At 68.4% G+C, this 24386-nt stretch carries 20 protein-coding genes; 10 read left to right on the top strand and 10 right to left on the bottom strand.

The annotated features are described in order from the left end of the window. Positions 1-318: 318 nt before the first annotated feature. Positions 319-1098 carry a tetratricopeptide repeat protein gene (locus tag RVX_RS05810; RefSeq protein WP_420192419.1) on the bottom strand — a complete coding sequence of 260 codons (780 nt, stop codon included), beginning with the start codon at positions 1096-1098 and terminating at the stop codon, positions 319-321. 240 nt (positions 1099-1338) lie between these two features. Between RVX_RS05810 and RVX_RS05805 the strand changes: the two genes are divergently transcribed. Further along, positions 1339-3750 (top strand): DUF3536 domain-containing protein, encoded by a 2412-nt coding sequence (locus RVX_RS05805; RefSeq protein WP_116305103.1) that lies wholly within the window; start codon positions 1339-1341, stop codon positions 3748-3750. 128 nt (positions 3751-3878) lie between these two features. On the opposite strand, the gene RVX_RS05800 is transcribed toward RVX_RS05805, so the two are convergent. Continuing rightward, the gene (locus RVX_RS05800) at positions 3879-4337 is read right to left on the bottom strand and encodes a hypothetical protein (protein WP_116305102.1); all 459 of its coding nucleotides are present in this window, start codon (positions 4335-4337) and stop codon (positions 3879-3881) included. A 370-nt stretch (positions 4338-4707) separates the two neighbouring features. Here RVX_RS05800 and RVX_RS05795 point away from each other — a divergent pair, with 370 nt between their 5' ends. From RVX_RS05795 to RVX_RS05755, 9 genes are all read left to right on the top strand, one after another. Beyond that, complete coding sequence (locus RVX_RS05795; RefSeq protein ID WP_116305101.1) at positions 4708-5556, top strand: sulfide/dihydroorotate dehydrogenase-like FAD/NAD-binding protein; 849 nt, start codon at positions 4708-4710, stop codon at positions 5554-5556. A gap of 4 nt (positions 5557-5560) precedes the next feature. Beyond that, positions 5561-7006, top strand: a complete 1446-nt coding sequence (gltA, locus tag RVX_RS05790; protein ID WP_116305100.1) for an NADPH-dependent glutamate synthase — start codon at positions 5561-5563, stop codon at positions 7004-7006. A gap of 293 nt (positions 7007-7299) precedes the next feature. Then, positions 7300-7590 carry a late competence development ComFB family protein gene (locus tag RVX_RS05785; RefSeq protein WP_116305099.1) on the top strand — a complete coding sequence of 97 codons (291 nt, stop codon included), beginning with the start codon at positions 7300-7302 and terminating at the stop codon, positions 7588-7590. 58 nt (positions 7591-7648) lie between these two features. Continuing rightward, entirely contained in the window at positions 7649-8473 is an 825-nt protein-coding gene (locus RVX_RS05780) for a histidinol-phosphatase (protein ID WP_116305098.1), read from the top strand. A gap of 424 nt (positions 8474-8897) precedes the next feature. Further along, a complete protein-coding gene (locus tag RVX_RS05775) occupies positions 8898-10535 on the top strand; it encodes an ATP-binding cassette domain-containing protein (RefSeq protein ID WP_116305097.1) in 1638 nt (545 codons plus the stop codon). After that, entirely contained in the window at positions 10532-11302 is a 771-nt protein-coding gene (locus tag RVX_RS05770; RefSeq protein ID WP_116305096.1) for a phosphoribosylanthranilate isomerase, read from the top strand. The genes RVX_RS05775 and RVX_RS05770 overlap by 4 nt, the downstream gene beginning before the upstream one ends. Before the next feature lie 865 nt (positions 11303-12167). Beyond that, complete coding sequence (locus tag RVX_RS05765; protein WP_116305095.1) at positions 12168-13175, top strand: 4Fe-4S binding protein; 1008 nt, start codon at positions 12168-12170, stop codon at positions 13173-13175. Positions 13176-13617: 442 nt separating this feature from the next. Continuing rightward, positions 13618-14475: a zinc metalloprotease HtpX gene (locus RVX_RS05760; RefSeq protein ID WP_007522888.1), complete on the top strand. Its 858-nt coding sequence runs from the start codon at positions 13618-13620 to the stop codon at positions 14473-14475. 129 nt (positions 14476-14604) lie between these two features. Beyond that, positions 14605-15030: a PaaI family thioesterase gene (locus RVX_RS05755; protein ID WP_230404418.1), complete on the top strand. Its 426-nt coding sequence runs from the start codon at positions 14605-14607 to the stop codon at positions 15028-15030. 117 nt (positions 15031-15147) lie between these two features. Here the strand turns inward: RVX_RS05755 and RVX_RS05750 are convergent, their stop codons facing one another. From RVX_RS05750 to murG, 8 genes are all read right to left on the bottom strand, one after another. Beyond that, positions 15148-15927 (bottom strand): DUF4851 domain-containing protein, encoded by a 780-nt coding sequence (locus RVX_RS05750; protein ID WP_116305094.1) that lies wholly within the window; start codon positions 15925-15927, stop codon positions 15148-15150. Between the two features lie 75 nt (positions 15928-16002). Next, on the bottom strand, positions 16003-16815 hold the full coding sequence (locus RVX_RS05745; RefSeq protein ID WP_116305093.1) for a DUF4851 domain-containing protein: 813 nt from the start codon (positions 16813-16815) through the stop codon (positions 16003-16005). Positions 16816-17208: 393 nt separating this feature from the next. Beyond that, positions 17209-18489: a cell division protein FtsZ gene (ftsZ, locus tag RVX_RS05740; RefSeq protein WP_116305092.1), complete on the bottom strand. Its 1281-nt coding sequence runs from the start codon at positions 18487-18489 to the stop codon at positions 17209-17211. Between the two features lie 43 nt (positions 18490-18532). Continuing rightward, positions 18533-19759: a cell division protein FtsA gene (ftsA, locus tag RVX_RS05735; protein ID WP_007522896.1), complete on the bottom strand. Its 1227-nt coding sequence runs from the start codon at positions 19757-19759 to the stop codon at positions 18533-18535. A 70-nt stretch (positions 19760-19829) separates the two neighbouring features. Continuing rightward, a complete protein-coding gene (locus tag RVX_RS05730; protein ID WP_116305091.1) occupies positions 19830-20669 on the bottom strand; it encodes a cell division protein FtsQ/DivIB in 840 nt (279 codons plus the stop codon). Further along, complete coding sequence (gene murB / locus RVX_RS05725; RefSeq protein ID WP_116305090.1) at positions 20660-21580, bottom strand: UDP-N-acetylmuramate dehydrogenase; 921 nt, start codon at positions 21578-21580, stop codon at positions 20660-20662. The genes RVX_RS05730 and murB overlap by 10 nt, the downstream gene beginning before the upstream one ends. A gap of 1 nt (position 21581) precedes the next feature. Beyond that, positions 21582-22949: a UDP-N-acetylmuramate--L-alanine ligase gene (gene murC, locus RVX_RS05720; protein ID WP_116305089.1), complete on the bottom strand. Its 1368-nt coding sequence runs from the start codon at positions 22947-22949 to the stop codon at positions 21582-21584. A gap of 309 nt (positions 22950-23258) precedes the next feature. Next, the gene (gene murG / locus RVX_RS05715; RefSeq protein ID WP_116305088.1) at positions 23259-24377 is read right to left on the bottom strand and encodes an undecaprenyldiphospho-muramoylpentapeptide beta-N-acetylglucosaminyltransferase; all 1119 of its coding nucleotides are present in this window, start codon (positions 24375-24377) and stop codon (positions 23259-23261) included. Positions 24378-24386: the final 9 nt, after the last annotated feature.

Genomic DNA, 24386 nt, shown 5'->3' with positions numbered 1-24386 from the left:
CAGGCTTGGCACCGGATTCTCTGTCGCCTTCGCCTGAATGAAAAGGGGCGGCGTTCCTTCAAACGCCGCCCCGTGATATGAGGAGGTGTCCGCACACTGCGAACGCGTATCCACGCGCTGGCTGCAAGGAGAATTTTTGCTCTCTGCCGAGGAAGAATGCTTTTTTATGGAGGGAGCGCACTTTCTTTCGTGCGTGACCGGAATGAAAACGCGTTCTGACCGCTCTGGGCACGATGCCCGCAGGGCTCGCAAGCTCGCCTGACGGGCACGCTTCTCGTCCTTCGGGTCGGAAGACAGAGGGCAAAAAGGCCCTTGCGGCTAGTAGCTTTCCACCGTGTCGGCCAACGCCTCCGGCAAATCGCACGGGTCGTTCAGCAAGAGTTCCTGCGGCATGTCCATGGGGTGCCCCACCTCGCGGCCCTTGCGCACGGCGATGACGGCGCGCAACTGCTGCCCTTCCTCCAGCCGGGGGTTCAGGGTCAGGGCCCGGCACAGAAAGCCGTTGGCCTTCTCGTAGTCGCCAGACTCGAACAGGGTGCGGGCGATGTTGTACAGCAGGTGGTCGTCCTTGGGCGCCAGTTGGGCGGCCCGGGCGTAGAAGCGCAACGCCTCGCCAAACATGCCGCTCTTGCGCAGCTTGATGCCGAAATCGTTGAACATGTGCTTGTGGCGCGGGTCGAACGCGCCGGGCAGGGCAATGAGCCGCTGGAACACCTCGCGCGCCTTGTCCAGGTCTTCGCGGGCAAGGTAGGTCAGCCCCAGGCCGAAGGTGGCGCGCACGTTCTGCTCGTCGATGGCCAGGGCGTTCTGGAACTCGAACTCGGCGCTCCAGGTCTCGCCGCGTTCGCGATGGCGTTCGCCGCGCGCGATGTGCCCGGCCAGCTCGCGCATGGCCGGATAGACCTTTTCGTGGTAGATGGCGGGTTCGGGAATGTAGTCGAGGAGCAGGTCCTCGTAGGTGATGATGTCCGGATCGCCGGTGGGCACGAAGTTGTCGTTCAGCACCTGCGAGTCGTAACTGCCGTCGTCGCGCCGGACGACGTAGATCATCACGTTCTGCTGCACGGTGCGCCGCGTCCCGCCGAAGCCGATCTTCATGTCGGCAGTCGTGGAAAAGACCCCGCGCATGGGCTTTTCACCCATCACAGGGAAATTCTTTGCTATTTCGGCATCGCCATGCACGACGGACCCCCGTGGGACGGACCCTCGACCAAGTACGTTGTGATGATAGCCTCGCATTTGCCCCCCGTAAACCCTGCTTGTGCCCCCATCGTCGGGTGGGGTGCCCTTTCCCCGTTCGTCCAACCGGTATATCCTGCTGGAAAAGAGGAGGTCGCCATGCCCCGCAGCCTGTGCATCCACGGCCATTTCTACCAGCCGCCACGCGAGGATCCGTGGCTGGATGATATTTTGCCAGAGCCCAGCGCCGCCCCCGCCCCCGACTGGAACACCCGCATCCTGCGGGAAAGCTACGCCCCGCTGGGCTGGGCGCGCAGGCTGGACCGCGAGGGGCGCATCGGCGACATCCTGAACTGCTACGAATGGACCAGCTTCAACGCCGGGCCAACCCTGCTGCGCTGGATGGACCGCCACGCCCCCGAAACCCTGCGCCGCATGGTGGAAGGCGACCGGGTAAGCGCGGCGCGCTGGGGCAACGGCAACGCCATGGCCCAGGTTTACCACCACGTCATCATGCCCCTGGCCACCCCGCTGGACCGCGAGGTGGAAACGGCCTGGGCCGTGGCCGACTTCGCCGCGCGGTTCGGCCGCGCGCCCGAGGGCATGTGGTTGCCCGAAGCCGCCGTGGACACGCCCACCCTGGAAACACTGGCCGCGGCGGGCATCGCCTTCACCGTGCTGGCTCCCCGGCAGGCGCGGGCCGTGGCCGTGCTGGACGGCATCGCCCCCGAAAACGCGGCCTGGCAGCCGGTGCACGAGGGCACGCTGGACATCGGGCTGCCCTATCGGGCGGAACTGCCCTCGGGTCGCCACATCGACATCTTTTTCTACAACGGGCCCATCTCGCGGGCCGTGGCGTTCGAGCAACTTTTGCGCGACGGCGAAATCTTCTGGCGCAGGCTGGCCGACGCGGCCCGCGACCTGCCCGCGACACCCAGCGGCAGGGAAGGCGAAAGCGCCCCCGCCGACCGGCTGCTGGCCGTATGCACCGACGGCGAAACCTACGGCCACCACTTCACCTTCGGCGAGATGGCCCTGGCCCACGTGCTGGCCCAGGGCTACGCCGGGCGCGACGGGGTGGCCCTGACCAACTTCGCCGCCTTCCTGCGTCGCAACCCGCCGCGCATGCGCGTGAGGCTCCACGAGCCCTCGTCGTGGAGCTGCGCCCACGGCGTGGAGCGCTGGCGCTCCGACTGCGGCTGCACCGACGGCGGCCACCCCGGCTGGAACCAGCGCTGGCGCGGCCCCTTGCGCCAGGGGCTGGACGCGGTGAAGCAGGGGCTGGACGCCCACTTCGCCGCCGCGGGGGCCGCATTGTTCCGCAGCCCCAAGGCCGCGCTGCTGGACTACGGCCAGGTGCTGGCCCGCCAGGGCGACACGGCCGCGCGCGAGGCCTTCGCCGCCGCCCATCTAGCTCCCGGCATCGCCGGGCGACAGGCCGACGCGGCCTGGAAGCTGCTGGCCATGCAGGAGGCGGGCCTGGCGTCCTTTGCCAGTTGCGCCTGGTTCTTCGACGAAATCTCGCGCATCGAGCCGGTGAACGCCATGACCTTCGCCCTGCGCGCCGTGGACCTGTGCACCGCCACCGGCGGGCCGGACCTGCTGCCGCTCATGGCGGAACACCTGGCCCGCGCCGCCTCCAACAAGCCGGAGGAAGGCACCGGGGCGGACATCCTTGCCCGCACCGTGCTGCCCCGCCGGGGCACGGACACCAGCCTGGTGCTCCAGGCGCTGTGGAGGCTGCGCGCCGAAAGCGGTCTGCCCGCGCCGGGCGCGACGGCCACCCACGCCTGGCCGGGAGCCGAGGTGGACGTGACCCCGGATTCCAATGCCGCCGCCACGGGTACCACCGGAAATCCGGGCGACACCGTCACCGGCGTGGCCGCCCTGCGTCTGCCGTTGGAGGCGGAAGGCCGCACCGTGCGCTTCGCCTGGATCCCGCCGGGACCAGGCACGCCCGCCCGCGCCTCTCGCGTGGCGGTGCGCCCCGCCTCGAACGCGGACGCCGCCGAAACATCCCTGTCCGTGGCCGATCTGCCGACGAACGCCCGCCAGGCCCTGCTGCTGGCCCTGCTGCACGGCGAGGAACACCGTGAAGGTCCCCGCCGCGCCGCGCTGGCCCGCCACGCCCTCGGGCTGGTGGACCCGTGGGAGGAAGCCCAGCACGACATGCCCGACAGCCACCTGTGGGCCGACCTTGCCCCGCAACTGGGACTGGCGCTGGTGGCCGACGCCCCGACCTCGCATCCATCCGGCGAACGCACCGGCGGCGAAGCACGCTGGCGGCAGGGGCTGGACCTGTTGCGCGGCCTGCAAGCATCTCCCCGGCAGCGGCGCGGTCTGCATCTGCTGGTGCAGCGCCACCTGCTCGACCTGCTGGGGGCATCAACCACCGACTGGCCCGCACTGTGCGCCGCCATCCAGCGCGCCCGCGAGGTCGCGCCCGATTTCGACTGGTGGACCGTACAGAACCGGATGTGGGAACTGCTGCAAACGGGCGGCCCGTCGGGCGGACCCGCATCGTCGGAAGACGCCCGGCGCTGCGCCGCCCTGTTGGGCTTCCGGATATGAAGCAAGCCGCCTGAAAGGCGACACCCCCGAAACGCCATGACGTTACGGGGGTGTTGTCACTCAAGTGATAATGAATGTCAATCGCTCAAGAGGGGCCGTGCGACAAAAGCCCCTTGCGGGTGCTGCGCCTACACGGCGGCCTGAAGCATGGGGTCGCGGTCGATGCGCGCGGCGGAGCGGGCGTAGGCCCGCGCCCCGGCGGCCGGGGTGCGCGTGGGGGCGGCCTCTCCGGTCAGAGAGGCCTGGGCGGCCTGGGCGGCGCTGCCGTCCGCGCCGAGAGCGCCAGTCACGCCAGCGGCTTCCAGCGTGCTGTCGACGGGGGCCAGTTCCGCCAGCAACTGCTGCGTTTGCAGGCTGTCGGCGAAATTGAAGGCCCGCATGCGCTGCAACGATTCGGCGGCCTGTACGGCCGCGTCCTCGGCGGTGGGAGAGGTTTCGGTCTCGTAGCTGACCGTCAGCGGCCCAAGGGAAAAGGCCGTCTTCGTGCGGCGCGCGGCAAGCAGCCCCAGCGCATCGCCCGCATCGCGGGTCAGTGCGCGGCTGTACGCGGCAAGGCCGCGTGAAGAGGTTGCGTCGCCGATATCCATGCAATGGTCCCTCTCCGCCATGCCGTGGGCCTGCCGGACGGTCGGACGGTCGGACGGTCGGACGGTCGGACGGTCGGACGGTCGGACGGTCGCCCCGCTCGCGGGGGCCGCCTTCGGCCTCTGGCGTGATACATTAATTTACATATCTCTCCACGCCCGCGCAACCCGCATTTTTCTTGCATTGCGTGGACGCAGAACTTACGAAGGTCGCTGGCCGTTCAACCGGTTGGCCCGGTTTATACCGGTGCGCCGACCACGGTTTTTCGCCACGGTTCGCCGCTGACACCCCGAGTGCCGCACCTGCGCGCCAGTTCATCGCAGCGGTCCGGGCACGGCAGACAGCAATCCCCGCAAGGAAGGAAGCACGCGCATGCCCTGCAAGATACTGGAAAAAGAGCGCCTCATCCCCGGCCAGACCAGCAAGTTGGTCATTGATGCGCCGCACATCGCCAAAAAGGCGCAGCCGGGCAACTTCGTCATCCTGCGCGTCTGCGAAAAGGGTGAACGCATTCCCCTCACCATCGCCGACGCCGATCCCGAACGCGGCACCATCACCATCGTCTATCTGGTGATGGGCAAGTCCACGGCCCTGCTGGAAACCCTGGACGCGGGCGATTCCATCCTCGACCTGTGCGGCCCGCTGGGCAAGCCCACCCACATCGAAAAGGCGGGCACGGTCATCTGCGTGGGCGGCGGCACGGGCATCGCGGCCATGCACCACATCGCCAAGGGGCACCACAAGGCGGGCAACCACGTGGTGGCCGTCATCGGGGCGCGCAGCAAGGATCTGCTGCTCTTCTACGACGAACTTTCCTCCTTCTGCCCCGAGGTGCTGGTGTCCACCGACGACGGCAGCTTCGGCCACAAGGGCCTGGTGACGGACCTGCTGCGCCAGCGGCTGGAAGCCGACAAGACCGTGTCCGAGGTGGTGGCCGTGGGCCCCGTGCCCATGATGGCGGCGGTGGCCAAGACCACCGAGCCCTTCGGCGTGAAGACCACGGTCAGCCTGAACTCCATCATGGTGGACGGCATCGGCATGTGCGGAGCGTGCCGCGTGAGCGTGGGCGGCGAAACCCGCTTCGCCTGCGTGGACGGCCCCGAGTTCGACGGCCACAAGGTGGACTTCAACGAGCTGCGCCAGCGCCTTGCCGCCTTCAAGCCGCAAGAGAAGGCATCGTACGACCACCATTGCAAGTGTACCTGCGCGGGGGAGAAGTAAGACCATGACCGCCACCGCCGAACGCAAGCCCGCCGGGGGCCGGAAGATCGCCCCGCGTGTGGACATGCCCTGCCAGCCCGCCAAGGAGCGCATCCGCAACTTCGAAGAGGTGGCCCTGGGCTACACGCAGCAGATGGCCACGGAAGAGGCCCTGCGCTGCCTGCAGTGCAAGAACCCCAAATGCGTCAAGGGCTGCCCGGTGGAAGTGCCCATCAGGGACTTCATCGGCCAGCTTGCCAAGGGCGACCTGGAAGGCGCGTACCGCACCATCAAGTCCACCAACAGCCTGCCCGGCGTGTGCGGGCGGGTGTGCCCGCAGGAAAACCAGTGCGAGGGCGCCTGCGTGCTGAACGCCAAGGGCCAGCCCGTGGCCATCGGCCGCCTGGAACGCTACGTGGCCGACACCTACATGGCCCTCGACGCCTGCGACCATCTTTCCGCCAAGCTCACCTGCCCGGCGGTGGACCCGGAACTGCGCGTGGCCTGCATCGGCAGCGGCCCGGCCAGCCTTACCGTGGCGGGGTACCTTTCCTCGCGAGGGATCAAGGTGACCGTGTTCGAGGCCCTGCACGAGGTGGGCGGGGTGCTGGTGTACGGCATTCCCGAATTCCGCCTGCCCAAGTCGGCCATCGTGGAAAAGGAAGTGCAGGCCCTGCGCACCCAGGAGGTGGATTTCGTCACCAACTGGGTGGGCGGCCGCACCTTCTCGGTGGACGACCTGTTCGCGGAAGGCTACCGCGCCGTGTTCGTCGGCGTGGGCGCGGGGCTGCCACGCTTTCTCGGCATTCCCGGCGAGAACCTGACCGGGGTGTTTTCCGCCAACGAATACCTTACCCGCGTCAACCTTGGCCGGGCCTACGCCTTTCCGGACTACGACACCCCGGTCTACCAGGGCCGCAACGTGACGGTGTACGGCGGCGGCAACGTGGCCATGGACGCGGCGCGCACCGCGCTGCGCCTGGGCGCGGAATCGGTGCGCATCGTCTACCGCCGCACCCGCGACGAACTGCCCGCCCGGCACGAGGAACTGGAACACGCCGAGGAAGAAGGCGTGATCCTGGAACTGCTGGCCAACCCCGTGGCCTTCCACGGCGACGAGATGGGCCGCCTGACCGGCGTCACCCTGCAGCGCATGCAGCTTGGCGAGCCGGACGCCTCTGGCCGCCGCAGCCCCGTGCCGGTGGAGGGCGACACCTACGAGTTGCCCACCGACCTCGCCGTCATCGCCGTGGGCACCCGGCCCAATCCCATCCTGCTGGAAGCCACGCCGCAACTGAAGCTGAACAGGCGCGGCTACATCGAGGTGGACGAGGAAACCGGCGAAACCTCCATGCCCAACGTGTTCGCCGGGGGCGACATCGTCACCGGCGCGGCCACGGTCATCCTGGCCATGGGCGCGGGCCGCAGGGCGGCCAAGGAAATCCGCCGCCGTCTGCAAGGCGGCGCGTAAGCCCGCAAACCCGAACGGACGGCCGATCGCGCCGGGCAGCCTGGACTGTGCGGGCTGCCTGCCATCTGTCCGCCGTTCCTTTGTCGACGTCATGCCGCCGCCCATCCGCCCGCACGGGCCGGAGGGGCGGCGGTTTCACGTGCCGCCTTCGCGCGGCGCGGGCTTGCGACCGGCCCGCGCCGTTGCTATGCTTTTTGAAGCGGCACTTGCCGCAGCATGGCGGGGGGCCGCTCCTCCGCAGCCGACGACATCCACACCAACCGGAGCGCCCGGCAACCGCAGGAGGCCCGCACATGCCGTCCAGACGCGAGAAGTACCGCATCGGCGACATCGACCTGACCGACGTCCGCAACCGCAACGAACTGCGGGTCATCAAGGCCATCGAGCAGGTGCTGCGCGAACCCCCCGTGTACACCCCCGACCCCAAGGACATTCAGGACATCTACGCGCTGGCGCTGAACAACCTGGCCCCGCGCTACGCCCAGACCGGCACCATCGTGCTGCGCGACCCGGTGCGCGACGACCAGATCGTCGAGGCCGTGCGCAACGCCTTCGTGCGGGTCATGGAGCGTCCCAAGGAATAGCCCCGGCCCGCCACCGCAACCCGTCCCGCCACCACGGGGCGGCCATGGACACACCGCCGTGATCACCGTCGACCTGCACACCCACACCAGCCACTCCCACGGGCAGGCCACCGTGGAGGAGATGTTCGCCACCGCCATCGATCGCGGCCTGGAAATCTTCGGCTTTTCCGAACACTCGCCCCGCCCCCTCGGCTACTCCTATCCCAAGGACTACAAGGAAAAGCTGACGGCGGGCTTTCCGCGCTACGTGGACGAGGTGCGCGCCCTGGCCGCCGCGCGGCAGGACGGCCGCACCGTGCTGCTGGGCCTGGAGATGGACTGGCTGCCGGGACAGGAACCGTTCACGGCGGAAACCATCGCCCGCTATCCCTTCGACTACATCATCGGGGGCATCCACTTTCTGGGCACCTGGGGCTTCGACTGCACCGTGGACGACTGGAAGGTCCTTTCACCCGAACAGACCCACGACGCCTTCGAGCGCTACTTCGACAGCCTGCGCCGCATGGCGGCCTCCGGCATGTTCCACGTGGCCGCGCACCCGGACATCATCAAGATATTCGCGGTGGACGCCTTTCACGAATGGCTGGACCGCCCCGAATCGCGCCGCCGGGTGCACGACGCCCTGGCCACCCTGCGCGCCGCGGGCATGGCCATGGAAATATCCTCGGCCGGGCTGCGCAAGCTGTGCAAGGAAATCTACCCCTGCCCCACCATCATGGAGATGGCCCGCGAACTGGAGCTGCCCGTCACCTTCGGCTCGGACGCGCACTGCACCTCCACCGTGGCCTGGGGCTTCGACCAGCTTGCGGAATACGCGCGCGGGTTCGGCTACGCGCACAGCGTGTGGTTCCGGAATGGCGTGATGCAGCAGCGGCCCTTCTAGGGACGCGCCGAATGGTCCTTTCGCCCGTTGCCCAACCGACCCGGAGGGAGCGAAGCGTGCCCGTTGGGCGAGCTTGCGAGCCTTACGGGCATCGAGCGCAAAGACCGACCCGGAGGGCGCGAAGCGTGCACGTTGGGCGAGCTTGCGAGCCTTACGGGCATCGAGCGCAAAGACCGACCCGGAGGGCGCGAAGCGTGCCCGTTGGGCGAGCTTGCGAGCCTTACGGGCATCGAGCGCAAAGCGGTCCAACTTCGCCTGCCACTCCGGTCGAATACCACAAAAGCATACTCCCTCCGTGGCACGCTCGTTGTCCTTGCCAACGAACGAAAAACCTCATTCGGCGCGCCCCTATGACTGAACGGCGTCCCGTCGTTCCCGGCTTTTCTTGCACCACGTTCCTTTTCTCCCATTATCCCCCATCATCATGACCAACTCGCACACCCACCATACCCATCACGCCGCCCCGCTGGCGGTGCTGGACAACGTCCGCGTCAGCTTCGGCGGACGCCGCGCCCTGGACGGCGCAAGCTGGACCCTGCGCGCCGGGGAATGCTGGGCCGTGTTCGGCCGCAACGGCGCGGGCAAATCCACCCTGCTGCGGGTGGTGCGCGGCACCACCCGGCCGGACCAGATCGACGGCGGCAAGGTGACCTGGTTTCCGCCCGCGCCTGAAGGGGCGCCCACGCCGCCCGGCGAAACATCGCCCCTTGTCGGCCGGGCCTTGTGCGCCAGCGTGTCCTCTGCCCAGCAGGAACGCTACCTGCGCCAGGGCTGGCTGCTCACCGGCCAGGAACTGCTGCTCACCGGCTATTTCGACACCCCCCTGCTCTACGAGGACCCCGGCGCGGAACGTATCGCCGCTGCGCGCGAACTGGCCCGCCGCCTGGGCGCGGCGCATCTGCTGGACGCCAAGGTGCCCAGCATGTCGCAAGGCCAGTTGCGCCTGATGCTGGTGGCCCGCGCCCTGGTGCGCCAACCCGCCGTGCTGCTGCTGGACGAGGTGTGCGAAGGGCTGGACGCCACGGCCCGCGACGCCGTGCTGCGCGCCGTGGACCAGGCCGCCGCGCAGGGGGTGACCGTGCTGTTCGCCACCCACCGCACCGACCAGTTGCCCGCTTGCCTCAGCCGCGCCCTGCTGGTGCAGGGCGGGCGCATCACGGCGCAGGGTCCGCTGGCGCAGGTCATGGCCAACCTGCCCGCCGATTCCGGCGTGTGCGCGGGTGATGAGTGGGACGCACCGGACATCGCCCCAGCCGCCCCGGCCCGCCTGCCCGGCGGGAATGGCGATTCGGGATCGCCCCTGGCCCCGGTGCTGGCCCGCATCGAACACGGCGACGTGTACGTCGATCGGGTGCACGTGCTGCACGCCATCGACTGGACCATCCGGCGCGGCGAGAACTGGTGCGTCATCGGCCCCAACGGCTCGGGCAAGTCCACCCTGCTGCGCCTGCTGCACGGCGAGGAGAACGTGGCCGTGGGCGGCGACATCGTGTGGTTCGCCAACGAGAATTCCTGCGGCGTGGCCCGGCGCGAACCGGCGGCGCAGGCCTCGCTGCGCGACCTGCCCTTGCTGCACCGCCGCGTGGCCCTTGTTTCCGACCAGTTGCAAGCTACCTACGGCTACGACCTGACCGCCGAAGAGCTGGTGCTCACCGGCTTTTCCGGCACCATCGGCCTGTACGAGGAACCCGACGACGACCAGCGGGCAGAGGCCGCCCACTGGCTGCGCATGCTGGGCGCGGCCGGGCTGGCCGGGCAACGCATCCGCACCCTGTCCACCGGGCAGCTGCGCCGGGTGCTGCTGGCCCGCGCGCTGGCGGGCGCGCCCGACCTGCTGTTGCTGGACGAACCCTGCTCCGGGCTGGACCCGGCCAGCCGCGCCGCGTTCCTGGGCCTGCTGGGCCAACTGGCCCGCGCTGGCGTGCAGATGGTGCTGGTCACCCACCACGACGGCGACCTGATTCCGGAAATCACCCACGTGCTGCGCCTGTCCGGCGGACGTGTCACCGAATCTGGCCCGCGCGGTGACGGCGGCGGCACGCCGCAGGGCGCGCCCGCATGACCGGGGCGACGTTCCCCCGGCTGGAACGGGGAGCGCCCATCGCCAGCCTGATCCAGGTGGCGGGCGTGCACGACCTGGCCGAGGCCCTGGCCCTGCGCGCGGCGGGGGTGCACGCCATGGGCCTGCCCCTGCGCCTGCCGGTGAACGCGGAAGACCTGACCGAGACCGAGGCCGCCCGGCTGGTGGCCGAGGTGGAGCGCCTGCCCGCCCCGCCCCTGCTGCCCGTGGGCATCACCTACATCGCCGACGGAGCCGAGGCGGCGGCCTTCTGCCGCGCGCTGGGCCTGCGCCGCCTGCAACTGCACGGCCCGGTGACCGCCGCCGAACTGGCCCGGCTGCGCCGGGAAATGCCCAACCTGTTCCTGATCAAGAGCCTGGTGGTGCGCACCGAGGACAACCTGCCGGAACTGCTGGACACCGTACGTGAACTGGCCCCCCTGGCCGACGCCTTCATCACCGACACCCACGACCCGGCCACCGGGGCGGACGGGGCCACCGGACGCACCCACGACTGGACCGTGAGCGCGGAGCTGGCGCGCCGCTCACCCCGTCCGGTGATCCTGGCGGGCGGGCTGAACCCGGACAACGTGCGCGAGGCCATCCTGCGGGTGCGCCCGGCAGGAGTGGACGCCCACACCGGCGTGGAAGGCCCGGATGGGCGCAAGTGCCCGGACAGGCTGCGCCGCTTCGTGGCCGAGGCCGGACGGGGCTTTGCGGAGGCAGGGCAGGATGCTGCCCACGCCGGGTCTGGCCGCACCGGGGTCTGACGCCCTTCCCCGGCGGCAAGGCCCTTGAACTTCCTGATTCTTTCCGGTACACCTCGAAGCGAGGATTGGGAAATTGCGCACAACCCGCGCGCCATTCCGCGCCGGGGCACCAGAAGGAGGCTGTCATGGATTTCGCATGGTTCTTCGCGGGTATTCTGGGCGTGGCCATCGGTCTGCGCTACATCAAGTGTTCGACCCCCAACGATACGCATCACCACTAAAGGGTTGCGGCGGGCGCAGCGCCTGACGCCGGGCATGCCCGCGCTTGGCGTTTCCCCGCGACCACCCTTCCCGTGCCCCCCGTCCTGCGGGTGGCCACGGCAGGCAGAACGGACGGCATTCGCCGTCCGTTTTCACGTCTGGCGCACGTGTACGCCGCATCGGCCACCGGCAACGCCCCCAGGTGCCGCTCCCCTCCCTTGTTGAGCGCATCCCCAGGCGTCACGGCCATCCCCGCACAAGCCTGCCCACTCCGGCCCATGGCGGTTTCCGCCGCCTGAAGGGCATGGACGCCCCGCCCCGCGCACGGCACCGTGACCCACATCACGGACGTGTCCGCCGCCATGTGCCACGGTCGCGGCGGGCCTCCGTCAGGCCAGATTCAGCCGCGTTCTCAGCACGCATGGTTGGCGAGGGCTGCCGCCCCGCGCGGATAACTGTCGCCTGGCCGACGGACACCGCCGCACCCAGGGGGCAAGATTGCCCGTGGAACCGAATGCCGTTCCGGATAGACGCGGGACACCGTCATGGCGTCCGCCCGACCCGTTCGGCTGCCCTGCGCCAGAACCATGCGTGCCCGATTCCGCCCGTCCCCTCCGAGGCCCCACCGGCCCCGTTCCGCCAGCCTCTACCACAGGAGCATTCCGTGCCGCGTTCCGCATCCCGCCTGTTGTCCCCTTCGCGCGTCCGCCTTGGCGTGCAGGCCGCCTATGCCATCTTTCTGCTGTACGCCGGGTGGCGCTTCGTCCTGTACGTGCGCTGGGCCATGGGAGAAACCGAGGACTTCGTGCCCAAGCCCCCCTCGGTGGAAGGGTTCCTGCCCATCAGCGCGCTCATCGCCTTCAAGCGGCTGCTGTTCACCGGCCAGTGGGACCCGGTGCATCCGGCCGGGCTGTTCATCTTCATTGCCGTGCTGGGCATGGCCGTGCTGCTGCGCAAGGGCTTTTGCGGGTACATCTGCCCGGTGGGGTTCATCTCGTCGCTGCTGGCCCGGCTGGGCGCGCGGCTGCGCATCGCCCGGCGCACCGGTCCGCGCGTATCCCGCCTGCTCTCGCTGCCCAAGTACCTGCTGCTGGCGCAGTTCGCATGGATTTCCGTGGTGTCCATGGATGTGGAATCCATAGAGGGCTTCCTGCTCTCGCCCTACAACTTCGTGGCGGACACCCGGATGCTCCAGTTCTTCCTCGCGCCAAGCCCCACAGCGCTCACCGTGTTCGCCGTGCTGGGCGTGGCCTCGCTGGTGCTGCCCTATTTCTGGTGCCGGGTGCTGTGTCCCTACGGCGCGCTGCTCTCGCTGCTGGCGCGCCTTTCCCCGGTGGCGGTGCGGCGCGACCCGGCAGTCTGCGTGGATTGCGGGCGCTGTTCGCGCGCCTGCCCCGCCGCCCTGCCCGTGCAGCGACTGGAGCGGGTTTCTTCCGGTGAATGCGTGGGCTGCACCGAATGCATCGCCGCCTGTCCGGTGGACGGCTGCCTCTCCGTGACGGCCCCCGGCAAGCGCCGCCTGCCCGCGTGGTCCATTGCCGCCGGATGCGTGGCAGTGCTGCTGGTCACCTGGGGCGCGGCGCAGGCGCTGGGCATGTGGGAATCGCCCCTGCCGCAAGCCATGGTCCGGCGCTTCCACATGATGCTGCAGGTGGGCTTGATCACCCACTAGCCAGTCCGCTCCGTCCTCGTCCCTTCCATCACTTTTGCGGACGCACACAGGTAACGCTCCATCAGCGCCGCATCCCGGAACCTCGCCGCCAGGTCCGTGATGCGCGGGTTCGGCATCCATTACCCGGCCAGCGGCGACACGTCTTCCCGCCTTACCGGTATGGTGCAGGCACGCAGCAAGCCAGTGCGCCCCCGCCCAGCCCTTGCCGCACGACGAAAGCGCCACACCCTTCTTTCGCAGCCCCCTGCCGCAGTATTGCGGCATCACCCCCCTTGCCATCTCCCGCTGCGATATTACATAGTTGCGCAGGCGGAAGGACGCGCCGCGCGGCCATGCGGCCCGGCACGTCCATGCGATACGGCCTACGGCCGCACGCGCGCCATCCGCCCGACACCAACCGCGCGGGCCATCCCGCGCCCACCCCACGCAAGGAGCACAGACCGTGACCAGTCAGATCAAGACCGCCATGCTGCTTGCCCTTCTTTCGGGCATCATCATCGTCCTTGGCGGGGCCATGGGCGGCAAGACGGGCATCATGATCGCACTGATCCTGGCCCTGGTGATGAACGTCGGCAGCTACTGGTATTCCGACAAGATCGTCCTTTCCATGTACGGCGCGCAGGAAGTGGGGCCCAACGACGCCCCCATGCTGCACGCCATGGTCGAGGAACTGGCCGCGCGCGCGGGCATTCCCAAGCCGCGCGTGTGCGTCATACCCGAAGAAGCCCCCAACGCCTTCGCCACCGGGCGAGACCCGGCCCACGGCGTGGTGGCCGTCACCCACGGCATCATGCGCATCCTCTCGCCGGAAGAGTTGAAGGGCGTGCTGGCCCACGAGATAGGGCACATCGCCAACCGCGATATCCTGGTGCAGACCGTGGCCGGGGTGCTGGCCTCGGTCATCGTGTCCGTGGCCAGCATGATGCAGTGGGCGGCCATCTTCGGCCTTGGCCGCAGCGACGACGAAGAAGGCGGCGCCAGCCCGCTGGTGGCCATCATGATGGCCATCGTCGCGCCCATCGCCGCCTCGCTGATCCAGTTCGCCATTTCCCGCTCGCGCGAATACCTGGCCGACGAAACGGGCGCGGCCCTGGCGGGCAACCCGCTGTATCTTGCCGGGGCGCTGGGCAAGCTGCAGGCGTTCTCGCAGCGAGTGCCCATGCAGCACGGCAACCAGGCCACCGCGCACATGTTCATCGTGAACCCGTTCAGCGGGGCCAGCATGGCCAGCCTGTTCAGCACCCATCCGCCCATCGAGGAACGCATCGCACGACTGCGCTCCATGGCCGGGGCGCGCTGACGCCAAAACGTGGCGCGCCGGGCGGATCCGCTTCCGCCGGTGGCGCGCATGCCCGACTTGGGGTATATCATCGGGCGGGGGCGAGAGCCCCCGCCCTTTCCGTTCCCCACGCCGCAACCCGGAGGCCCCGTGAACACCGTCCATGAAGACCTCGTGCCCTTTGTCGAACAGCACGTGGACTGGCACCGTCACCTTGGCATCAAGGTGGAGGAGGTGCGCACCGGCTACGCCAGGCTGCGCCTGCCCTTTCGCGAGGAATTCGCGGGCAACAAGTCGCGCGGGGCGCTGCACGGCGGGGTCATATCCACCCTGGCCGACATCTGCGGCAACGTGGCCCTGTGGACCCATTTCGGCCCCAACGACCTGGTCTCCACCGTGGACATGCGCGTGGACTTCCTGCGGCCCGCCCCCTTCGCCGACCTTATCGCCGAGGCCGACGTGCGCTTGCAGGGCTACCGCATCGGCAACATCTTCGTGCGCATCGCGTCCGAAACCGCGCCCGGCGTGGCCGTGGCCGAAGGCCGCATCGTCTGCTACGTGAAGCGCGCCGAGTAGCGCGCACCGCCCGAACGCACGCAGGCCCCGCCGGTTGTCCGGCGGGGCCTGCGCATTTTTCCCATGACGGCAAGGGGTGTCATCCTGCCCGCATCAGCGGTTGTCCCCCCAACCGTGTCAGCGGTCGTCCCCCCTGTCCCGCTCGAGAATGCCCAGCATCCGCGCAAGCGCGCGCCGCTCCAACCGTTCCGGGGCGGCATCCAACCGGCTGATGTCCCGGCCCTTGGCCCAGTCGCCGCCGGGTCGCTCCAGTTGGAAGGCCCGTTCCGCCCGCGCCTCGAAGGCGGCCAGGGCGGCGGGGTCGTCCAGCACGGCCGGATGGCCGAAGCGGGGCGAGTCCCTGGTTTCCTCCAACGGCTCGCGATATTCCACCACCACCTTCACGTGGCGCATTTCCGCAAGCCCGGTGAACCTGCGCACCAGCGCGCCAGCGCCCCACGGCGAGGGGTCGTCCCCAAAGGCCGGGGCCAGCGCATCCTTGTCCGGCGGCAAGGCGAAGGTGGCCGCGTGCAGGGTCATGCCCGCCAGTTCGCCGCTGGCCGCGCGCATCTCCGTCAGGCCGGAGGATACGTCCAGCGGCCAGCGGTACTCGCTGGAGGTTTCGGCCAGCAGGGCCACGAGGCGGGCCGGGTCGCCCGTGCCACCCCGCCCCGGCCGGGCGTGCAGGGCGTAGTACACCCGTGCCGAGCCGCTGGCGCTGGCCGTTTCTGGCGCAATGTCCGCCACGCCCGCCCCGGCGGGCGCAAGCCCGTGCGCAGCGCGCACCAACAACGCGGGCCGTGCCGACGAGGCCAGCATGTCGCCCGCAAGGCCGCGCCGGATGGGGTTGCGGTGCATGAGCGCATAGAACAGCCCGGCCAACAGCACGGCAAGGGCGAGAACGATCAGCTTGGGCACGGGGCCTCCTTGGCGTTTCAGCGGGGCTGGCAGGCGCGGAAGGCTGGCGGTTTCGCTGGCCTTCCGCGCCTGCGTCTATCTGTCGTCACTGGGCAGGTTGCGGATGGGCTCCATGCGCCCGGCCATCCCGGCCAGGTTGCGCAGGTGCACCGTGCGCGCGTCATGCGCAAACCCCTCCACGGCAACGCCGCCCGCCGGATACTCCGTTACCGAGAACGCCGCGCGGGCGCGGGCCTCGAACTCTCCCAGCAGGGCCGCCGCACGGCCGGAGGGCTGCTGCCCGGCGTCCAGCGCATCGGCAAGCTGCTCGCCCGCGCCCACGGGCACGGGTTCGCGGTATTCCACCACCAGCTTCACCGCGCGAAAATCGTGCAACTGCGTGTAGCGCCGCACCAGCCAGCGCCATTCGCCGTCTTCAGGCGCGAGCTTAGGCGTGGCGGGCAGCAGGGCCGTGAACGGGTCGGCCGAGGCGGGCATGAGGAAGGTTGCGCCGCTGAAGCGCGCCGGGCCGGTGGCGTACACGTCGCGCCGCACTTCACGCCAGGGGCTGGAAACGTCCAGTTCCCATTGCCAGCCGGTGGGCGCCTCGGCCAGCAGCACGGCCAGTTGCCGTTCGCGGGTGGCATCGGCGTAGAAGGCCCACCCCGCTTCGGCGTGGCGCATGCCCAGTTCGGTGTCCAGCAGGGGCGATGCCGCGCCAGAGCCCAGCAGCGCGAACCCGGCCGCCGGGCGCACCAGCGCCGCCGGACGAGCCGAAGAGGCCACCGCGTCGCCGCTCAAGCCGCGCGTCAGCGGGGCGCAAGCGGCGGCCAGCGCCGCCAGGGCCAACAGAAGGAACAGGGAAGCCCACCGGGCAAAGCGAACTTCCGGAATGAATTGCGTACGCATGGGTCTCTCCTTGGCGGGCCACGCTCCCGGGCCGCACATGCGGCCAGAGGGACAACCCCCGCGTGCACGCGCACGCGGGTTGCACCCCCATCCTCCTTTCGGCGGGCGCGGTCACGCACGGCATACAGCGTAACCACTGCCACGCAAAAATCCAGCCCCCGCAACGAGAAAAGGCCGCCCCGTTGGGGCGGCCCTCCCGTAAACCGTGCCCGGGATGGAGAGGCGTCTTCTTCGTCCCGTGCGCGGGGTCTATCGTGCGCGCGTGGCGCGTATGCACCGTTGCCTGCGGCGTACCCCCCCGGTTGTAACGCCGGATCCGCAGGGTCGGGTTGGCCGCATGCCTCCTTCCCGCGCGGGGCGGGGAAAGGGTACGGCCCGTCGGGCTTCCGTCCGCTAGTCCGCCTGCTTGCGGATGAAGGACGGAATCTCGAACTCGTCCTCGTCGAAGATGAAGTCTTCTTCGCCGGGGGCGTGAGTGTTGATGCGGTTCACCGTGGCCTGCACCTGCCCCTGCTTGCGCAGGTAGGCGGGGATGTTGCGGTCGTCTTCCGAAAAGCCGCCCATGCCGCGCGGCTGCAGCGCGGGCTTGGCCTGCTGCACCTGTTCGGCGCGCGGCTGCGCGGCCGAGCGGGGCGCGGGCTGGGCCTGCGGGGCCGCGCCGCCCTTGCGGAACGGGGTGACGGTGCCCGACTTGCCCGCGCCATCCACGCTGACCATGTCCGCGTCGATGCCGGTGGCGATGACGGTGATACGCATTTCCTCGCCCGCCGTGTCGTCGAACACGGTGCCGAAGAAGATGCGCGCGTCTTCGTGCGCGGCTTCCTGGATGATCCCGGCGGCTTCGCTGACTTCGTCGATGGTCAGGTCCGGCCCGCAGGTGATGTTCATGAGCACGCCGCGCGCGCCGTCGATGGAAACGTCTTCCAGCAGCGGGCTGGTGATGGCCTTCATGGCGGCTTCACGGGCGCGCGATTCGCCGCGCGCGATGCCCGCGCCCATCATGGCCAGGCCCGATTCGCCCATCACCGCCTTCACGTCCGCGAAGTCGAGGTTGATGAGGCCGGGCACCATGATCAGGTCGGAAATGCCCTTCACCGCGAAGTACAGCACCTCGTCGGCCTTCTTCAGCATTTCCACGAAGGTGGCCTTCTTGGGGGCCAGGGAAAGCAGGCGGTCGTTGGGGATGGTGATCAGGCTGTCCACGTGCTCGCGGAATTCGGAGATGCCCACTTCCGCGGCTTCAAGGCGCTTCTTGCCTTCGAAGAAGAACGGCTTGGTGACCACGCCAACGGTCAGCGCGCCCAGTTCCTTGGCGGCCTGCGCGATGACGGGGGCCGCGCCGGTACCGGTGCCGCCGCCCATGCCCGCGGTGACGAAGACCATGTCGGCCTCGCCGATGGCGTCCTTGATGGCGCTCATGCTCTCAAGGGCGGCGTCGCGGCCGATGCCGGGGTTGGCGCCCGCGCCGAGGCCCTTGGTCAGCTTGTCGCCGAGCTGGATCTTGAGTTCGGCGGAAGACCGGCTGAGGGCCTGGATATCGGTGTTCGCCGCGATGAAGGTGACCCCCTTCAGCGCGGAGGATATCATGTTCTGGACCGCGTTGCCGCCGCCGCCGCCGACGCCGATGACCTTTATCTTTGCAGTGCTTTCGGCATCGATCTCGTGAAATTCCATACGCCTCTCCTTGTCCGAATGACTGGTCCGCAGGACCCACGGTTTACGAGATGTCGGAGAACCACTTGCGCATGCGCGACAGCACGCGGTTGAACACGTTGCCGTCGCGGATGCGGAACTTGAGCTCAAGGCCCTCCTTTTCCGCGCCGTAGCGCAAAAGCCCTACGGCGGTGGCGAACTTCGGGCTGTTCACCACGTCGCGCAGCCCGCCCACATTGCGGGGGTAGCCGATGCGGGTGGGCATGTTGAAAATCTGCTCGCCAAGCTCCTGACACCCATCGATGAGGGCCGTGCCGCCAGTCAGCACCACGCCCGCCCCGATCATGCTCTTGAAGCCGGAGCGCACGAGTTCCTGATCCACCAGCGACAGGATTTCCTCCATGCGGGGTTCGCAGATTTCGGCAAGCACCTGGCGCGACAGGCGGCGCGGTTCGCGCCCGCCCACGCTCGGCACCTCGATGAGGTCGTCGTTGCGCACAAGGTCGGCCATGGCGCAGCCGTACTTGACCTTGATCTTTTCGGCCGAAACCATGGGGGTGCGCAACCCGAACGCGATGTCGTTGGTCAGGTTCTGCCCGCCCAGCGCAAGCACGCCCGTGTGCTTGATGGAATCGTTGGAGAACACGGCGATGTCGGTGGTGCCGCCGCCAAGGTCGACGAGGGCGACGCCAATCTCCCTCTCTTCCTCGGTCAGCACGGCCTTGCTGGAGGCCAGCGCCTCAAGCACGATGTCCGACACGTCGAGCCCGCTCCTGTGGCAGGAGCGCACGATGTTCTGGGCGGACGTCACGGCGCCCGTCACGATGTGCACCTTGACCTCTAGCCGCACGCCCGCCATGCCGAGCGGGTCGGCAATGCCGCGCTGGTCGTCCACGATGTATTCCTGCGGAAGGATGTGGATGACTTCGCGGTCCAGCGGAATGGCCACGGCTTTCGCCGCGTCCAGCGCGCGTTCGACGTCCTTGGGGCCCACCTCGCCGCCTTTTACGGCGATGACGCCATGACTGTTGAAGCCCTTGATGTGGCTGCCCGCGATACCCGCATAGACCGAACGGATTTCGCAGCCAGCCATCAACTCGGCTTCTTCGAGAGCTTTCTTGATGGACTGGACGGTCTGCTCGATGTTGACCACCACGCCCTTGCGCAGGCCGGTGGAGGGACTGGTGCCGATGCCGACGATATCGACCCCGTCGGGCGTGGCTTCGCCCACGACCGCGCAAATCTTGGTGGTTCCGATATCAAGGCCGACAATCAGATCCGACTTGGGCATCTGCTACTCCTGTTTACGCGATGCCGAACGGGTGCCGTTGGGGCTGCCCGTGCGGTTTCGCACTGCCGGGTCAGCCGCCGAGGGCGGCGTCCTTCTGTACCCAGACGTTGACGCCCCCCGTCTTCACCTCGCGCACCTGCTTCAGTTCACCCCGACGGGCAAGGTCGTCGAGCACCTTACCCAGCCTGTCGAGATTGTCGCGCCAGTCTTCCAGCGCGATGCTGAGGCGCAGGTCGCTGTTTTCCAGATACAGTTCCACGCCCTTGCCGGGGCTCAGGCGCACCCACGATACCAGGGCGATATCCACGGGCAGCCTGGCCCGCTTCAGATCGCCGGTTATCTCGGGCAGGCGTTCCAGCGCCTCCTCGGCCCCCGCCTCCACTTCCAGCGTGGGCAGCGAGGTGAACCGGCCCGCCCCAACCGGGGCGATGATGTTGCCGTGTTCGTCGGCGTAGAGAAGTTCGCCTCCGCGCTGTACCCAGAACTTCGGCTCCCGTTCAGCGACTTTTATCGCAAATCCGTCAGGAAGCAACCTTTTTACGGACACTTCCGTAACCCATGGGTTGCGCAGCAGCCCCGACTCCATCTCCGCGATGTTGACCGCCAGACTGTTCGAGCCGGGGGCAATGCCCGCCAACGCCAGGATTTCCTCTTGTCTTAACCTCAAATTGCCGGAGACTTCAATAGTTTTGACTGCAAAATATTCAGAACTCGTCGCATATCTGTAGACGTACAGCAAACCTACACTTATTCCGACAAGAATAGACACCAGAACCGACATGGTGAAGATCCATCTGACCAATGGCATCACCCCGCTACCGGGATGCAGCGTGGCCTTTTGTGGCTTCACGCTTTTTCTGCTGTACGCATTCTTCGCGCCTTTCTTTCCACGCGACAATGCTATCGCCATGACCAGACCTTCACTTCAAGCTCAAGATTCATTCCAAAACGTTCACTCACGGCAACTCTTGCAAACTGCAATAAACTGAAGGCGTCTTTCGCAGTGCCTGTTCCTTCATTGATCATGAAGTTCGCGTGCATTTTTGAAAAAGCCATACCACCAATGCGGTATCCCTTAAGTCCTGCCGTATCAAGCAACTTTCCTGCAGGGTTCTGCGGCGAAGGATTGCGAAAGACGCAGCCCGCACTGTGGGCCAGTACAGGTTGCGTCGCCTTCTTCTTCAGGTAATTTCCGCGCATGGCGGCATGGATGGCTGCCCCGTCGCCCCGTGTCAGGGCGAAGGTGGCCGAGGTGACCAGAAACCAGCCGTCCAGCGGCGCGCCAGTGGCGTCCAGCACGGAAAAATGGCGGTAGCCGTAACGGAACCGCTCCGGCCCCAGGGTCGCGTGCCCAAGGGCGGGAGAAAACACGGTGACGGCATGCAGTGCGGAACCGCACTCGCAACCGTAAGAACCGGCGTTCATGGCCACCGCGCCGCCCACCCCGCCAGGTATGCCCGCAAGGCCCTCCATGCCGCCAAGGCCCCACGAGGCCAGGCGCGCCAGCAGGCGCGGCAGTCGCTGCGCGGCGCCCACGCGCACCAGCACGCGGCCATCCTCGGTTTCTCCGGTGATTTGCGGCTCCGCGCCGAAGGGGCCGTCGCCCGCCAGCGTCACCACCACCACGGGCAGTTCGCCGTCGTCGGCAAGAATGTTGCTGCCGCAGCCCAGCATGCGCGGTTCGCCGCCCAGGCGGGCCAGTGTTTCGGGCAGGCCGTCCAGGTCCTCCGGCCCGGCCGCGCGCACCTCGGCCAGCGCCCTGCCGCCAAGGCGGAGCGTGGTGCGGTGCGCAAGCACGGGGCCGTCAAGAACCTTGAGCATGCTATTCCCTTTCCAGGTAGCGGGGGCCGATGGTGGTCACGTTGCCCGCGCCCAGCGTCAGCAGAAGGTCGCCGGGTTGCAGCACGCCGGGCAGCGCCGCCAGCACGGAATCGAAGTCCTGATGGTAGGTCACGTCGGTCTTGGACACCTGGCGGATGCCCTGGGCAAGGCTTTGCCCGCTCACGCCAGGGATGGGCTTTTCCGACGCGGGGTAGATTTCCGTCAGCAGCAGCTTGTCCACCCCGTCGAACACCTTGCAGAACTCGCCGAACAGGGCCTGGGTGCGGGTGAACCGGTGCGGCTGGAACACCACCACCAGCCGCCGGTGCGGAAAGCACTGGCGCGCCGTGTCCAGGGTGGCCGCGATTTCCGCCGGGTGGTGGCCGTAATCGTCCACCACCAGCACGCCGTCGCGCTCGCCCTTGCGCTCGAAGCGACGCCCCACCCCGCCGAACTTGGCAAGGCCCGCCACGATCTTCTCGGGCGCGATGTCGCATTCCAGCGCCACGCCTATGGCGGCCAGGGCGTTCAGGATGTTGTGGCGGCCCGGCTGGGCCAGGCGCACCTGGCCGATGTCCTCGCCGTTGACGATGACGTTGAAAAGGCTGGTGTCCGCGCAGGCCAGCACCTCGGCCCGAATGGCGTTGTGCTCGTCGAAGCCGTAGGTGATCACCGGGCGCTTCACGCGGGGCAGCAGCCTGCGCACACCTGGGTCGTCCCCGCAAACCACGTTCATGCCGTAGAACGGCACCTTGTTCATGAAGTCCACGAAGGCGTCGTCGATGGCCTGCAACGAGGGGTAATGGTCCATGTGATCCATGTCCACGTTGGTGACCACGGTGACGATGGGGAACAGGCACAGGAACGACCCGTCCGATTCGTCCGCCTCGGCGATAAGGTATTGGCCGTCGCCCAGGCGTGCGTTGGCCCCATAGGCGTTCAGCCGCCCGCCGATGATCACCGTGGGGTCGGTGCCCGCCTCGTCGAAGATGGCGGCGGCCAGCGAGGTGGTGGTGGTCTTGCCGTGCGTGCCCGCGATGGCGATGCCCGTGCGCAGGCGCATCAGCTCGGCCAGCATTTCTGCGCGCGGAATGATGGGGATGCCCCGCGTGCGCGCGGCCGCCACTTCCGGGTTGTCGTCGCCGATGGCCGTGGACTTCACCAGCACCTGCGCGTCCGTGACGTTGCCCGCGCCATGCCCGATGAAAATCTCCGCCCCCAGCTTGCGCAGGCGGCGCACCACCGTGCCGTCGGCCATGTCCGAACCGCAGACCTCGTAGCCCAGGTTCAGCAGCACCTCTGCGATGCCGCTCATGCCCGAGCCGCCGATGCCGACCATGTGTATTTTCTTGATCTTGTTGTTATTCATAGCTTTTCATATTGCCTTGCGCTTGATTGCAATCACTGACGGAGGCAAGGTTCCGTTTTTTACGCCTCCGGCGGGCAAGGGGCGCTGCCCCTTGCAACCCCATTTCGAAAAACTTTCAATTTGCTGTCAGCCCCCCTGTAGAGGGGACGCGCTGCACCGATGAAATTTTCCCCTATTCAGGGGTGCAGGGACGGCAGCCGTTAGGTGAGCGCGAAGCGCGAACCTTACGGATGGCGATCGCAGAGCGCGAAGCACCTTGCCCGCCGGAGGCACACAAAAAATTCACACCCTAACGAATTGTGTCCTCACCTACTTGCGCCCCGCGAGGATGGCTTCCATGCCGTCCACCACGGCGGCAGCGGCCTGCGGCCTGCCCATGGCGCGCGCTGCGCCGCCCATGCGGTCCAGGCGCTGGCGATCGGCCAGAAGTCCGGTGAGCACGCGGTCCAGGGCCACGGCGGCCTTGCCGTCGGGGCCGCCTACCTGGGGGACAAGATCCTTCTGCTCCACCACCAGCGCGGCCCCGGCGTCGGCGATGTGCCGGGCGTTGTGCAACTGGTGGTTGTGGGTGGCGAACGGAAACGGCACCAGCACCGAGGGCTTGCCCGCCACGGCCAACTCGGCCACCGAAGTGGCCCCGGCGCGGCACAGCACGAGGTCGGCCCAGGTGTAGGCGCTGGCCACGTCGTCGATGAACGCCTCGACGCGGGCTTCGGAAATTCCGGCCTGCTTGTAGCCCGCGCGCACCCGTTCCCAATCGGAGGTGCCGGTCTGGTGCCACAGCTCAACACCGGCGTCGCGCAGGGCGGGCAGCGCGGCCACCACGGCCTCGTTGATGGCGCGGGCCCCCAGGCTGCCGCCCATAACCAGCAGGCGGCGCGAACGGGTGGAACGCTGCACCCCGGTCGCCTCACCCGCCGCCACGATGGCCGCACGCACCGGGTTGCCGGTGAGCACGCAGCGTCCTGCGGAAAACACGCCCGCCGTGTCCGGCAGAGACAGGAAAACCCGCCGCACCACGCGGCCCAGCAGGCGATTGGTCAACCCGGGGATGGAATTCTGCTCGTGGATGGCGGCGGGCCTGCCGCACAGCCGCGCGGCCAGCACGCCGGCAAAGGCGGCGTAGCCGCCGAAGCCCACCACCATGTCCGGGTCGAACCGGCGCACCACGGAAACCGCGCGCCATACACCAAGGGCCATGGCCCCGGCGGCTGTCACCGCGCGCAGGCCGCGCCCCATCACCCCGCGCACCGGCAGGCCCACATACTCGAGCCCCGCTCGGGCCGCAAGGTCGGCCTCCGGCCCGTATTGCCCGCCCAGGAACAGGACGCGGGCTTTGGGATGGCGGCGGGTGATCTCCTCGGCCACGGCCAGCGCCGGGAAGATGTGCCCCCCGGTTCCGCCAGTGGTGAGGATGACGCGGCGCATGGTGTGTCC

It is taken from the genome of Nitratidesulfovibrio sp. HK-II (assembly GCF_003402415.2).
GTDB lineage: Bacteria > Desulfobacterota > Desulfovibrionia > Desulfovibrionales > Desulfovibrionaceae > Cupidesulfovibrio.
This window is presented reverse-complemented; position numbering and strand designations above follow the sequence as displayed.